Origin of the sequence: Halonotius terrestris, assembly GCF_006861665.1 — an archaeon.
In the GTDB taxonomy this organism is placed as follows: Archaea; Halobacteriota; Halobacteria; order Halobacteriales; family Haloferacaceae; genus Halonotius; species Halonotius terrestris.
In genome coordinates, this window is record NZ_RKLU01000001.1 from 271,650 (window position 1) to 284,873 (window position 13,224).

The 13,224-nt window shown below is 65.2% G+C and carries 15 protein-coding genes and 1 pseudogene (1 of these 16 cut by a window edge); 13 read left to right on the forward strand and 3 right to left on the reverse strand.

Features of this window, described 5'->3' with window-relative positions:
* Together EGH24_RS01455 and EGH24_RS01460 are read left to right on the forward strand one after the other, a co-directional pair.
* Nucleotides 1-566: pseudogene (locus EGH24_RS01455) on the forward strand (aconitate hydratase) (it extends 1,408 nt beyond the left edge of the window).
* Nucleotides 567-698: 132 nt separating this feature from the next.
* The gene (locus EGH24_RS01460; protein WP_142978394.1) at nucleotides 699-1,190 is read left to right on the forward strand and encodes a DUF4395 domain-containing protein; all 492 of its coding nucleotides are present in this window, start codon (nucleotides 699-701) and stop codon (nucleotides 1,188-1,190) included.
* A gap of 22 nt (nucleotides 1,191-1,212) precedes the next feature.
* On the opposite strand, the gene EGH24_RS01465 is transcribed toward EGH24_RS01460, so the two are convergent.
* Both EGH24_RS01465 and EGH24_RS01470 read right to left on the reverse strand, forming a co-directional pair.
* The gene (locus tag EGH24_RS01465) at nucleotides 1,213-2,796 is read right to left on the reverse strand and encodes an FAD-binding domain-containing protein (RefSeq protein WP_142978396.1); all 1,584 of its coding nucleotides are present in this window, start codon (nucleotides 2,794-2,796) and stop codon (nucleotides 1,213-1,215) included.
* A gap of 64 nt (nucleotides 2,797-2,860) precedes the next feature.
* Complete coding sequence (locus EGH24_RS01470; protein WP_142978397.1) at nucleotides 2,861-3,703, reverse strand: bacteriorhodopsin; 843 nt, start codon at nucleotides 3,701-3,703, stop codon at nucleotides 2,861-2,863.
* Between the two features lie 140 nt (nucleotides 3,704-3,843).
* On the opposite strand from EGH24_RS01470, the gene EGH24_RS01475 reads away from it, so the two are divergent.
* The 11 genes from EGH24_RS01475 to EGH24_RS01525 all read left to right on the forward strand — a co-directional run bounded on the left by EGH24_RS01475 (nucleotide 3,844) and on the right by EGH24_RS01525 (nucleotide 12,434).
* A complete protein-coding gene (locus EGH24_RS01475) occupies nucleotides 3,844-5,820 on the forward strand; it encodes a bacterio-opsin activator domain-containing protein (protein ID WP_142978398.1) in 1,977 nt (658 codons plus the stop codon).
* A gap of 77 nt (nucleotides 5,821-5,897) precedes the next feature.
* Nucleotides 5,898-6,392, forward strand: coding sequence for a ribosomal protein S18-alanine N-acetyltransferase (gene rimI, locus EGH24_RS01480; protein WP_142978399.1), 495 nt, complete (start codon nucleotides 5,898-5,900; stop codon nucleotides 6,390-6,392).
* Nucleotides 6,393-6,428: 36 nt separating this feature from the next.
* Complete coding sequence (locus EGH24_RS01485) at nucleotides 6,429-6,833, forward strand: DUF5810 domain-containing protein (protein WP_142978401.1); 405 nt, start codon at nucleotides 6,429-6,431, stop codon at nucleotides 6,831-6,833.
* Between the two features lie 22 nt (nucleotides 6,834-6,855).
* Nucleotides 6,856-7,272 (forward strand): DUF5809 family protein, encoded by a 417-nt coding sequence (locus EGH24_RS01490; RefSeq protein WP_142978403.1) that lies wholly within the window; start codon nucleotides 6,856-6,858, stop codon nucleotides 7,270-7,272.
* Between the two features lie 120 nt (nucleotides 7,273-7,392).
* Nucleotides 7,393-8,622 (forward strand): translation initiation factor IF-2 subunit gamma, encoded by a 1,230-nt coding sequence (locus EGH24_RS01495; RefSeq protein ID WP_142978404.1) that lies wholly within the window; start codon nucleotides 7,393-7,395, stop codon nucleotides 8,620-8,622.
* Between the two features lie 16 nt (nucleotides 8,623-8,638).
* The gene (locus EGH24_RS01500; protein ID WP_142978780.1) at nucleotides 8,639-9,010 is read left to right on the forward strand and encodes a DUF188 domain-containing protein; all 372 of its coding nucleotides are present in this window, start codon (nucleotides 8,639-8,641) and stop codon (nucleotides 9,008-9,010) included.
* A gap of 1 nt (nucleotide 9,011) precedes the next feature.
* Nucleotides 9,012-9,590, forward strand: coding sequence for a DNA-directed RNA polymerase (locus tag EGH24_RS01505; protein ID WP_142978405.1), 579 nt, complete (start codon nucleotides 9,012-9,014; stop codon nucleotides 9,588-9,590).
* Complete coding sequence (spt4, locus tag EGH24_RS01510; RefSeq protein ID WP_142978406.1) at nucleotides 9,591-9,788, forward strand: transcription elongation factor subunit Spt4; 198 nt, start codon at nucleotides 9,591-9,593, stop codon at nucleotides 9,786-9,788.
* A 1-nt stretch (nucleotide 9,789) separates the two neighbouring features.
* A complete protein-coding gene (locus tag EGH24_RS01515) occupies nucleotides 9,790-10,362 on the forward strand; it encodes a GTP-dependent dephospho-CoA kinase family protein (RefSeq protein WP_142978408.1) in 573 nt (190 codons plus the stop codon).
* Entirely contained in the window at nucleotides 10,355-11,716 is a 1,362-nt protein-coding gene (gene truD / locus EGH24_RS01520) for a tRNA pseudouridine(13) synthase TruD (RefSeq protein WP_142978409.1), read from the forward strand. Before EGH24_RS01515 ends, truD begins: the two co-directional genes overlap by 8 nt.
* A 184-nt stretch (nucleotides 11,717-11,900) precedes the next feature.
* Nucleotides 11,901-12,434: a type 1 glutamine amidotransferase domain-containing protein gene (locus EGH24_RS01525; RefSeq protein WP_142978411.1), complete on the forward strand. Its 534-nt coding sequence runs from the start codon at nucleotides 11,901-11,903 to the stop codon at nucleotides 12,432-12,434.
* A gap of 142 nt (nucleotides 12,435-12,576) precedes the next feature.
* Here the strand turns inward: EGH24_RS01525 and EGH24_RS01530 are convergent, their stop codons facing one another.
* Entirely contained in the window at nucleotides 12,577-13,110 is a 534-nt protein-coding gene (locus tag EGH24_RS01530) for a DoxX family protein (protein ID WP_142978413.1), read from the reverse strand.
* Nucleotides 13,111-13,224: the final 114 nt, after the last annotated feature.

Below are 13,224 nucleotides of genomic sequence, written 5' to 3' on the forward strand. Positions count from 1 at the left end.
TCGNNGGNNNGNCCNTNCTNAAGATGGANGACAACATCACGACCGACCACATCATCCCGGCGACCCAGGACATCCTGATGTACCGGTCGAACNTCNNNAAGCTCTCNGAGTTCACNCTNTCNCGNNTCGACGACACGTTCGCNGAGCGCGCNCTNGAGNNCGACGGCGGCNTCCTCGTCGCNGGCGAGAACTACGGNCAGGGCTCCTCGCGTGANCACGCNGCNCTNTGTCCGATGTANCTCGGCATCGAGGNCGTCNTCGCNCAGAGCTTCGCNCGNATCCACNNNGCGAACCTGTTCAACTTCGGNATCGTCCCGCTGACGATCGACGAAGAAACCTACGCCAAGATCGACCAAGGCGACGACATCGTCGTCGCCGACGACATCGGTGCCGGCGTCCGTGATGGCTCCGAGGAATTCACCTGCCGCGTCAACGACGACTGGGAGTTCACCGCCGAACTCCACGCCTCCGAACGCGAGCGGGACATCCTCGCCGCCGGTGGCAAGCTCTCGTGGACGAAAAATCAGGCGACCGGCGGCAGCGGTGCCGCACCCGCCGACGACTAAACAGCGCCACAACGCCACGAACACCGGATTTTCGCTATTTTTCGACCGGAGCGGATCATCGCTACTGAGGCGTGTGTGACAGAGCAGTCAGACCGCGGCAACGTTATCCGGCCACCGTCTGTCTATCAGTGTATGAGTGGACCGTCTGTAGCAGCGAGTGAGAGCCCCACGACCACGAATCCGACAGCCATGGTCGACCCACGAGCCCCACGGTTCGGGCAGGGCATCACTGCACTCGGCCTCGCCGCTGGGATCGGCCTCCAGCGGCCCGCGTTCGTCTACGCGATCACGGCGGTCCTCGTCATCGCCGCGCTCTCGAAGTGGCGGCTCGATCCCTACGGGATCATCTGGAAACAACTGCACGCTGTCGTCGGCGCGCCAGCCGACCGCGAGGCCGCCGCGCCGCATCGCTTCTCGAAGCTACTGGCCGCGATCTTTACCTCGGTGGCAAGCGGCTGTCTCATCATCGCCGGGGCCGGCGGGATCGGCTGGATGAGCGTCGTTGGCTACGGGGTGGCGACCGCTGTCGTCGGATTGGCGGTCGCGTCGTCAGTGTTCGACTACTGTGTCGGCTGTAAGATGTATCGACAGGTGGCGTTCTTCCGGCGGCTGAACTGGATCTGAGCGACACCGCCGAGATAAGCGATCAAAACTCCGAGAGCGACGCTTGGTCGTCGTCGGTGTCGGCGGTCGCCTCGTCGGCAGACGGCTGTCCGCCGGAGCCGCGGCCGCGACGCGACAGCGACGCTCGTTCGGCGACCTCGGGTCGCTGGAGCGCGCGGCGGGCGTCGTCCCGGACCGCTTCCAACTTCGTCTGAATCCGCTCGCGTGCGGCCTCGTACTCGACGATTGGATACGGATAGTCGTCGCCGATGTCGACGCCGTACTCGTCCTGTACGGCCAGCGGCGTCTTCTCGGGCTGATCGAGAAATTTGTCCGGGAGAGGCCTGAGTTCGGGCACCCACTCGCGGATGAACTCGCCGTCGGGGTCGTTGTCGCGGACCTGCTTGCGAGGGTTGTAGATGCGCAACATGTTCGTGCCGACGACGCCAGCCTGCGTCTGGAACTGGGTGTAGTTGATCGCCGGATCGGCGTCGATCAGGTGGTAGTAGAACCAGTCCGCACCGATCTGCCAGGGTTGCTGGCACAAGTCACAGAGAAACGACGCACACATCGCCCGCATGCGGAAATTCAGCCACCCCGTCTCGCGCAGACAGCGCATCGAGGCGTCGACCATCGGATACCCCGTTTGGCCCTGTTTCCATGCGTCGACGAGTGCGGGGTCGTGGTTGTCGGCGTGGAACTCCTCCATAACGGGGTTGACTGCGGTATCAAGCCACCCCGGCCAGTCGGCGAGTTTTTGCGTGTAGTGGCGGTTCCAGTACAGTCTTGAAATGAACATCTGCTTGCCGCGGCAGTCGGGAGCGTGCTCGTCGATGTGCTGATAGACTTCTCGTACCGAGAGACAGCCAAACCGGAGATACGGTGAGAGACGGCTGGTGCCGTCTTCGGCGTCGCTCGGTGCAGAGATGTTACCCGGATACGACCGGATCGAGTCGGCAAAGTGGTGGAGTCGACGCCGCCCGGCCTCGCGGCCGCCGCGCGGGACGCGCTCTTTGGTCGGGTCGATATCGTAAGCATCGGCAACGCGGTCGGGCGTGAGCGGCGTCTCAAGCGTCACAAAATCGGCGTCGCCGCTGTCGACAGCGTGCTGGTCGGCTGTAAACCACGCTTCGACGTGATCGCTCCATCCCTCGCGGGTGTCTGCGGCTTCCCGAATCAACCCGTCGCCAGCGACGAACTCGACATCGGCTTCGGCAGCCGCGGCGTTGTCGCGCTCGCGTCCGTAGCGACCTGTCGGCTCCGCGCTGGCGACGACCTGCCAACCCTGGTCGCGGAACCGGGAGAGGATCTCGACGGGATCGCCGTGTGCGTACGTGAGTCCGCCGCCGAGGCTGTCGTACTGGCTGTCGAGAGCAGCCAGCGACTCGTGAAGGAACTCGCTGCGGGCGTCGCAGGCCAGCCCGCTGTCGCGGTAAAACGTCGGATCGAAAACGAACAGCGGGAGCACTCGGTCGGCGGTATCGACCGCGGCGGTGAGGGCGGGATGGTCAGCCGTCCGCAGGCCACGGCGGTGCCAGACGACGACACCCGACTCGGCGGCCGCATCGACAGCGGGAATCGCGTCGATCGTGGGGGCTGTCGAAATCGGTGTCGCCGCCTCAGTCATCGTTGTCTCGCATTGGATCCGGAGCAATATAATAACGGAGTCGGTCGGGGTGCTGCGGGGCGACTCAGTCGTCAGCCGGCGTCGCCGAGCCGACCGTGCCGGCGGCGATGGTGGCGACGAGGGTCTCGTTGTTGACGACCCACCGCAGCAGCAGGAAGCCGAAACCGTACTTGGCGACCCAATCGAGGATGCTGTAGCCCCACGAGGTCTGGGCGACGCTGAGCAGAGCGAAGCCCTCTGCACCGAGCGCCCAGAGGATCGGGTAACCCAACCACAGCACTACAGTCAGGACTTTCAGCGTGTTGAAGATGTCGTCCGTCCCGGCGGCCGCGGCGTCCTTCGGCCACTCCACGAGCAGGATGTAGAGGACGGCCACGAAGAACGCACAGCTGATCAGATACCAGAACCAGCGCAGCAGCAGTGAGGAAGTCGTCAACGCCGCGGCGAGGCCGGTGACACACATCCCGACATCCATCACGACGGCGGTGAAGATCTTCGTGAGATCAGAGCCGGCCAACAACCCAAGCGCAAGCAGGATCATCGGCGTCGAGAACGCCCACGTGAGATACCGGCCCCACATCGTGAGAACCTCCTCACCGGCTAGCGGATGCCCGGCCGGCATCTCAAGGAAACTGATTGTCAGCCCCGAGACGAGTCCAGTATAGCTGGAGATCGAGACCAGCGGCACCATCAACGTCGCCACGAAAATCAGCTTCGCTCGGGGGTCGTCGACGCCGCGACCCATGTAGACGAACAGGAGGATTGCGATCCCGGCGAGGGCGATGTTCGACCAAAACGAGAGGGCCAGCGACTGGTTGGCCGCGACCTCCTGAAAGATCTCGAATTGGGTCTCCGGGACGGTTGTCGATGCGACTGTCAGTAGGTCGGCGAACGCGGGGACTGTCATAATCCACGTACAGTTACAGGACGCATGCGGGTAAACACCACAGCCTGACTAGTCAGATGCGACGAGACTGAACCCGCTCCAGACCGTCGCTACCTGTGGGACCGGGTCTTATTTGATGGTTCGGTCCAAACTAACATGGTATGGTATCGCCGCGCGTATTGGTCGTCCACCCGCCCGATGGCAGTGATCGCCTCCGGGCCGCACTGGAGAGGGCAGGCTGTACCGTCCGCCACGTCGAGACGGCCTCGGCCGCGCTGGCAACGCTGACGACCGAGGACGTCGACTGCCTCGTCACCGAACGCTCGCTGCCCGGCGACGACGGCTGTGAACTCCGGGCTGCCGTCCGGCAAATAGCACCATCGCTGCCGATCGTCTTGTTCGCCGACGGTGACGCGGACGCGGTGTCGACCGTCGAGTTCGACGGCGACCGCGACAGCTACGTCGACAAACGCGCTGACAACGCTGTCGAGGACGTCGTCGAAACGGTCCGCCGTGTCGCCAGCGACGAGGCCGAACGGTCACAGGACATCTCCGGACACGAACCCGCCCCCGAAGAGTTGGTCCGGGCGATCGAGGAGGCCCCGATCGGCGTCAGCCTGAGCGATCCGGAGCTGAGCGACGACCCGTTGGTCTACGTCAACGAGCAGTGGGAGTCGTTCACCGGCTACGACACCGACGAGGTGCTCGGGCGCAACCCGCGGCTGCTACAGGGACCGGGAACCGACCCCGAAACGGTCGGCGAACTCTCGACGGCGCTCAACGAGGAGTCCTCGACGACCGTCGAGGTACGCAACTACCAGAAGGACGGCACACCGTTTTGGAACGAGCTCACCATCGCCCCGATCCACGACGAAAACGGCGAGCTCGCCCACTACGTCGGCTTCCAGATCGACGTGACCGACCGCCGGCAGGCCGAGGAGCTTGCCACCGAGCGCGCCGAAAAGCTCAGCCGCGAGCAACAGAGCCTTCAGCGCGTCCTCGAACGGGTCAACGGCCTGCTCAGCGAGGTCGCCGGCGTCCTCGTCGAGGCGACCGAGCGGCAGGTGATCGAGGATCAAGTCTGTGCAACCGTCGCCGACGAGCCCGGGTACGGCGGCGGCTGGATCGGCCGCCTTGAGGGCGACAGTCTGACGATCACTGCCAGCAGCGACGAAGCGGTCGCGTCGTCGATCCCGCTGGCCGAGTTGCCGACGGCCGTGCGAGAAGGGATCGAAGCCGACGAGCCACGCGAACTCCCGGCCGGGACGGACACGGCACTCGATCCACAGGTGGTCGGTGCCGATCGACTGCTCGTCGTCCCGCTCTGCTACGGCGACCGGCAGTACGGCGTGCTCGGCGTCTACGGGACCGATTCTGAGGCCCTCGATCAACGCGAAAAGGACGTACTCGCCTCGCTGGGGACGATGATCGCCAACGGCCTCCACGCCGTCGAAACGACCCGGATCTTGACAACCGATCAGGTGGTCGAACTCCGAGTCGGCATCAGCGACGCGTCGTTCCCGCTGTCGGCGATCGCCGCCACGCTGGAAACGACGGTCGAACACGTCGGGACGACCCGCTCGGCGGACGGGCAGTGTGAGTGGTACGTTACCGCTCCACAAACAGGCGTTGACGCCAGCGAGTTAGCGTCGCTGCCGTTCGTGTCGGCTGTCCGCACCGTCTCGGAAACCGATGCCGAACGCACGCTGTCGGTGAGCGTCGAGACACCGGCGTTCTACGAGCAGTTAGCCGACCACGGCGCGGTCGTCACAGGACTCAGCGCGACCGCCGAGGGTGCGGAGCTGACAGTCGAAGCCCCGCCGGAGCAGGCTGTCCGCTCGCTGTTGGACGCGTTGCGGGCGCAGTACGACGGTGTCGATCTCCGCGGGCGCACCGAGCGCGACCGCCGGGACCGCGGGCGCAACGAGTTCACCGCCGAGATCGACGAGAAGCTGACCGACCGCCAGCGAGCCGCGCTTGAGGCCGCCGCGCTCAACGACTACTTCGAGTGGCCCCGCCCGGTCGACGGCTCCGAGATCGCCGAAACGATGGATATCACGCGGCAGACGTTCCACCAGCACCTCCGAGCCGCCGAGCGAAAGCTGGTGGCGACGTATCTCGACACCGGCGGAGCATAGTCGGCAGCGGCGGGGGCAGCCGAGCCACATTGCACCGACCCTGCGTATTTTTTACCTCACACTGCGTACCCCGGCGTGTGGCAACGCGCTCGAAACAGGGCCCGGACAGCGTCTCCATCCGACAGGCGACCCGCGCCGACCTGCTGTCGATCTACCGGATCGAAAAGCAGGCCTTCGATCAGCCGTGGCCCTATCCCGCCTTCGAGAAGTTCCTCGGCGAGCCGAATTTTCTGGTCGCCATCGCTGACGACCACATCGCTGGCTACGTCGTTGCCGACACGACACCCAACGCCGGCCGCGACATCGGCCACATCAAGAACCTCGCGGTCCACCCCGCCAAACAGGGAGAGGGCCTCGGCCGGAGCCTCCTCCAGCGGGCGATCCTCGGGCTGACTGTCGCGGACGCTGCCCGAATCAAACTCGAAGTCCGGGAGGGCAACGTCCGCGCTCGGAAGCTCTACCGCGATGCGGGCTTCGAGCCGACCAAGCGGCTGCCCCGCTACTACGACGACGGCGAGGCCGCCCTCGTCCTCGTCAAGGGGCCGGAGCCGACCGCCGATCTGGGTCGATAGCGGCACTGTTTTTTCCGCGACGAGCGTAGCGAGCCTATGGGTTATCTGTGTCCGGTCTGTGCGGCCCCGTTCGGCGGCGGCGAGCCGCTGGCCGACCACCTCGCCGTCAGCGCGATCCTCCACGGCGGCGACCACGAGGCGTGGCTGGACGACACCGTCGATGACTGGGGGTCGATTTCGCGGGCCGACCTCGGCGAGCGCGTCGTCGACCACGCCGAGGAAACCGACGACCACGAGCATATCGGCGAACACAGCCACCGCGATCCAGAGCCGGCAAGCGGGCTGCCGAACGGGATCGATGCGCCCGAGGATGCCGCCGTTGATGGCGATGCGGCCCTCGATGGCGACGCGCAAGCGGTCCTCAGAGAGGCCCGCGAACTCACGCAGGAAATGCAGGGCGACGAACGAAGTGAGAGCGACGACGAACGAAAAGAGTCCTAACGCGGCGGCGACTCGGACCGGTATGGAGATTGACGGTATCTACGCACCCGAAACCGCCGACGACGCGGGGGAGGCGTACGAGTCGCTGGGGTCGACTGCCCAAATCGTCGTCAAGGAGACGGCGAAGGCGATGGAGTTGAGCAACGACGAGTACGCCGAGCGCGTGACGAGCGAAGTCATCGAAACCGCCCGGGACGCGTTGTTCGCGTCGCTGTTGGAGGTTTTCCACGGCGACCGCGATGCGTTTGAGGCGTGGTGTGACGACCATCCCGAGTACACGGTTGAACGGCTCGGCAGCGACAACGTCGACTCGGTCGTCTGGCACCCGATTCCGTTCGCCGAGACGGTCATCGCGGCGACGTATCAAGACGAGCCAGCGGCAGCCGCGGCGACGGTTCGACGGCGGGCATTCGGCGAGCAGTACCGACCCGCATTCTGATCAGCCGCTGTTCTGATTGGCTGCCGGCCGCGCCATTGGCTGCTGAGACGCACCCAGAACAGCACCTTTATCACTCGCTCAGGGCGAACGTCCGGTACGACTACTCTGAGGAGGCCAATAGTGACACAAGAGACTACACAACCGGAGGTGAACATCGGNCTNGTCGGNCACGTCGACCACGGGAAGACGACGCTCGTNNANGCNCTNNNCGGNNCNTGGACNGACCAGCACTCCGAGGAGATGAAACGCGGNATCTCNATCNGNCTCGGCTACGCGGACACGACGTTCCGCAAATGCCCCGATACCGAGGAACCCGACTGCTATACCGTCGACGAGGAGTGCCCGAACGGCGAGGCCAGTGAGCCACTCCGGACGGTTTCCTTCGTGGACGCGCCCGGCCACGAGACGCTGATGGCGACGATGCTCGCCGGTGCGTCGCTGATGGACGGCGCGGTGCTGGTCGTCTCGGCGACCGAGGACGTGCCACAGGCCCAAACCGAAGAACACCTGATGGCCCTCGATATCATCGGGATCGACAACATCGTCATCGCCCAGAACAAACTCGACCTCGTCGACCGCGAGCGGGCGATGGAGAACTACGAGCAGATCCAGGAGTTCGTCGAAGGCACGGTCGCCGAGGACGCCCCTATCGTCCCGATCAGTGCCCAACAGGAGACGAACCTCGACGTGCTGATCGGCGCGATCGAAGAGACGATCCCGACGCCGGACCGCAGCGACGACGACAACGCCGAAATGTTCGTCGCCCGGAGCTTCGATATCAATCGCCCGGGGACGACGTGGGAGGACCTCACCGGCGGCGTCGTCGGCGGCAGCCTCGTCAGCGGCGAACTCTCCGCCGACGACGAGATCGAACTCCGCCCCGGCCGGGAAGTCGAGGAGGGCGGCCAAACCGAGTGGCAGCCGTTGACGACGACGATCCGGTCGCTGCAGGCCGGTGACGGCTATCCTGACTCGGTGGGGCCGGGCGGCCTCATCGGCGTCGGTACCGGCCTCGATCCGAGTCTGACGAAGGGCGATTCGCTGGGCGGGCAGGTCGCCGGCGAACCCGGCACGCTGCCGCCGACGCGGAACGGTTTCGAGATGGATGTCGAACTCCTTGACCGAGTCGTCGGCGAGAACGACGAGGTCGAGGCGATCTCGACGGGCGAACCGCTGATGTTGACCGTCGGTACCGCGACGACCGTCGGCGCGGTGACCAGCGCGCGGGACGGCGAGTGCGAGGTCAACCTGAAACGGCCGGTCTGTGCCCGCGACGGCGCGACCATCGCCATCAACCGCCGGGTCGGCGCGCGCTGGCGACTGATCGGCATCGGCACGCTGCGAGCGTAACATGGTGACCGTCGGGATGGATACCAACGCACTCATGATGCCGGTCGAATGTGATATCCGTGTGTTCGACGAACTCGACCGGCTGTTCGGCCGCGACGTCGCCGAGTTGGTCGTCCCGTCGGCCGTCCTCGACGAACTCGACCGGCTCGAATCGGGCCACGGCGAGGCAGCCACCGCCGCCAGCGTGGGAAAAGATCTTGCCGGTCGGTGTCGTGTCGTTGAAACGAACGTCTCATATGCCGACGACGCAATTGTCGAGTTAGCCACCGACGGCGAATTCGATTACGTCGTCACGAACGACGCCCCACTCCGTGATCGCCTCCTATCCCACGGCGTTCACGTTGTCAGCAGACAGGGCGAAAGCAACCTCGGGATAACAGCACCATAATATGTACAAACGGGTACGACTCAAAGATACGGTCGAAGTGCCGCCGGAACAGCTGGCGGATGTGTCGCCACAGCGGGTCAAACGCCTGCTGCAGGACAAGCTAGAGGGACGAATGGACGAAGACGTCGGCAGCGTCGTCAGCGTCATCGAGGTCCACGAGATCGGCGAAGGGACCGTGCTGCCGAACCGCCCCGGCGTCTACTACGAGGCCGAATTCGACGCAATCACGTTCGATCCCTCGATGCAGGAAGTCGCCGACGGCACCGTCGTCGAGGTCGTCGAGTTCGGCGCGTTCGTCGGGATCGGCCCCGTCGATGGCCTGCTACACGTCTCTCAAATTTCGGACGANTANCTCGCNNNCGACGNNGAGAACCAGCAGCTCGCCTCNNNNGANTCNAACNGNGNGCTCGGNGTCGNCGACGCNGTCCGGACNCGCATCGTCACGAAGAGCATCGACGAGCGGAACCCNCGNGACTCGAAGATCGGCCTNACNGCNAANCAGNNCGGCCTCGGCAAACACGAGTGGCTGGAGCGGGACCGCAAGCGGCGCGAGCAGGACGCAACGGCGGAGGGAGCCTAGATGGCGGACGACCGGCTGGCCTGTCGTGAATGTCACTACGTCAACGAGCCGGATCGGCAAAACTGTGAAAACTGTGGCTCCTCCAGCCTCACCGAGGACTGGGCCGGCTACGTCATCATCTCCCATCCCGAGAAAAGCGAGGTCGCCACCGAAATGAACGTCAGCGAACCCGGCAGCTACGCGCTGAAGGTCCGATAGCGTGCTCAGCCTCCCCGAGTCGCTGCGGAGTGAGCTCAAACCCCCACTCGGCGAGATCTATACCGACCCGACAGCTCTTCTGACAGCGGCCGACGAACACGCAGCCACGGCTGGCGACGAAGCCCCGACCCTGATCAGCGTCGGCGATGTCGTCACCGCCCACCTCGTCGAAGCCGGCCGCCAGCCCGACGTAGCCGCTATCGACGGCCGCACCGAACGCGAGCCCGTCGACGACGAGATCAACGCGATTCTCGACGACCTCGCCGGCCGCCGCGTCGCTGTCGAGAACGAACCGGGGACGCTCTCGGAGTCGCTGTTGGCCACACTCAAAGACGCGATCGCCAGCGACGATCGGGTCACGATCAGTGTCGAAGGCGAGGAGGATCTGGCCGCGTTGCCGGCGATTCTACTCGCAGCGCGGGGCGCGAGCGTCGTCTACGGCCAGCCCGGCGAGGGGATGGTCCACGTCGCTGTCGACGACGCTGTCGCCGAAACAGCGCGCGATCTTCTCGCCCGCTTCGACGGCGACACCGAGGCTGCGTTGGCGATCTGTGATGGATCAGCCGATGCGTGAGTCCCACCCTATCGAACAGGCGGTCGGCACCGCTTATTACGTGAGCGACGCCGACGGCATCGGCGGGCAACTCCGCGTCAAGCCCGCGGATTTCCGGGTCGAAGAGATCGAGAACTTCGACCCCGAACCGCTCGACGCCGACGCCGGAGCCTACCCTGAAATTCTCATGCGGGCGACGCTGCGGTCGTGGGATACCAACGATTTCGCCAGCCGGCTCTCGGACGCCCTCAACGCGAGCCGCGAGCGCGTCTCGTGGGCCGGCACGAAGGACAAACACGCGGTGACGACACAGCTGTTTTCGGTCAGCAACGGCGACCCCGATGCCATCGCCGACCTCGATATTCGAGCCGCCGAGATCGACGTTCTCGGCCGGACGGGTCGCCCGATTTCCTTCGGCGACCTCCACGGGAACCGCTTCGAGATTCGGGTCCGCGAGGCCAACGCCGACGCGAGCGAGCGCGTGGGCGAGATCACCGATGATCTGCATGCCTTCGGTGGCAACGAGGATGATACTGCTGTCGCCGGAATTCCGAACTGGTTCGGCCAACAGCGGTTCGGCAGCCGGCGACCGATTACCCACGAAGTCGGTCTCAACATCGTGCGCGGCGAATGGCGCGAAGCCGTGCTGTCGTACGTCGCCAATCCTTTCGAAACCGAACCGGAAGCGACACAGGCCGCCCGCGAATTCGTCGCCGACGAAGCCGCCAGCGACGACCCCGACTGGGGGGCCTGCCTCGATGAGTTGCCGGGCCAACTCGGCTACGAGCGGTCGATGGTCCACCGGCTCGCCGAGGACGGCGCGTCGGCGGCGGAGGACTTCCGGCACGCACTCGAAGCCGTCCCGTGGAACCTCCAGCGGCTCTTTGTCAATGCCGCCCAGTCGTTCGTCTTCAACCGGATTCTCTCGGAACGACTGCGCCGCGGACTGCCGTTTGATCGCCCCGTCGACGGCGACGTCTGCTGTTTCGTTGATAGCGACGCACCTGAGGGACTGTACGCGCCCGACACCGACAGGCTCCAGCGCGTTTCTGGAAGCCGGGTCGACGTGATGGAACGCCACTGTTCGCGCGGCCGGGCGTTCGTGACCGCGCCGCTGGTCGGCACCGATACCGAGTTGGCCGACGGCGAGCCCGGCGAGATCGAACGCGAGGTGCTTGCGGAGGTCGGTATCGAGCCGGCGGATTTCGACCTGCCGGACGATTTCGGCTCGACTGGGACGCGGCGGGCGATCCTGTTGCGGACCGATCTGCGGGTCGACCCCGAGACGATGACCTTCGAGTTCGCGTTGCCGAGCGGGTCGTATGCGACCGCGTTGCTGCGGGAGTATCTGAAAGCCGATCCGCTTGCGTTGTAGCTCCTCGACAGTGGGCTAACGCACGGCCTGCTGAGGCGGCTCTCCGTGTTTGCTCGGTTGGCCGAAACAAAAGATTATCTCGAAGGCGGGCTAGACTGCTGTACAGTTGGGCAGCGACCGGGCGGAGCCGACTGGACAACGCACGTCCGGTACGGCTGGTTCACGCGCCCAACGGTGAGCATACATGAAACTGGAAGACACACGACTCGCCATGTTGGTCGGACCGGGCTTCGAGGATCTGGAGTTCTGGGCCGTTTACATGCGAATGAAGGAAGAAGGGGCAGAGATCGATGTCGTCGGCACGGACGCCGGCGTCGAGTACACGGGCAAAAGCGGCGGGCTCACCGCCGAGACCGAGGTGGCGGCCGAAGATGTCGATCCGGCGGCGGTTGACGCAGTGTTGGTCCCGGGCGGCTGGACGCCCGACAAGATTCGCCGCGACCAGTCAGTGCTCGACCTCGTCCGCGAGGTTTACGAGGACGACAAGATCATCGGGCTGATCTGTCACGCCGGGCTGGTCGGCATTTCCGCCGGCATCGTGGAGGGCTCGGACGCGACAGGGTCCAAGGGCATCAAGGACGACCTCATCAACGCCGGCGCGAACTGGGTCGACGAACCGGCGTTCCAGGACGGCAACATCGTCTGGGGACGTGTCGTCAAGGACATTCCCGACTACTGCCGCGTCCTGGTGGACGCACTGGCCGAGCAGTCCGCATAGGACGTCGTCTCGACTGACGATGCGCCCTCAATTTTACGCGGCACGGGCTGACTGACTCCGGAGATACGCTGGTATGTTCGTGACGAGAGACGTAGATACCGTAGCAAAAAGCCGCCAGCAACAGAGACGTGACGACCGCGTGCTACCCAAGCAGGTAGCGCAGCCACGGTCGTTGTTCGACGAACTCGGTGTCTTCGAGCACCGCGTCGATGCCGGCGACCCGGCCGGCCGCGAGCACGCCGACGATGGCGAACATCATCAGGCCGAGCAGGTCACCGTTGACGTAGCCGTGGGCCCAGTCGGCGTTCCCGAGGTAGAACATCACCATCAGGAACCCACCGAAGAACGCGGCCAGCCGCGTCAGGGCACCGACGATGAGTCCGAGGCCGATCATGAACTCGCCGATCGGGATCATGAAGTTCGTGAACTCTAGGAGCCACGGCGTCTCCGCGACGAAGCCGAAGAGCCACGCGATCGGGCTGTCGGCGTTGGCGAGGTAGCCAGCCGCGGTGAACGGCTCGCCAGCGACGAAGGCGAACTTCGTCCAGCCGGCATGCAGGAACCAGTAGCCGGTCACGAGCCGCACGAGCAGCAGCGTGTAGCCGGCTCCCGTCCCGAGGTCGTTGAACTGCCGTCGGAGGCCGAGGCCAGTCGTTGTGGTTTGGTTGGTTGTCATTGGTGATCCCTCACAGGTGAAGAGAGGGGCTATACGGGCTTAAACCGCGACGGGCGTTCTCAGTCGCTGGGAACCGCTCGCCGCGAGCGCGGACCGAACGGCGTTTTACGCTCC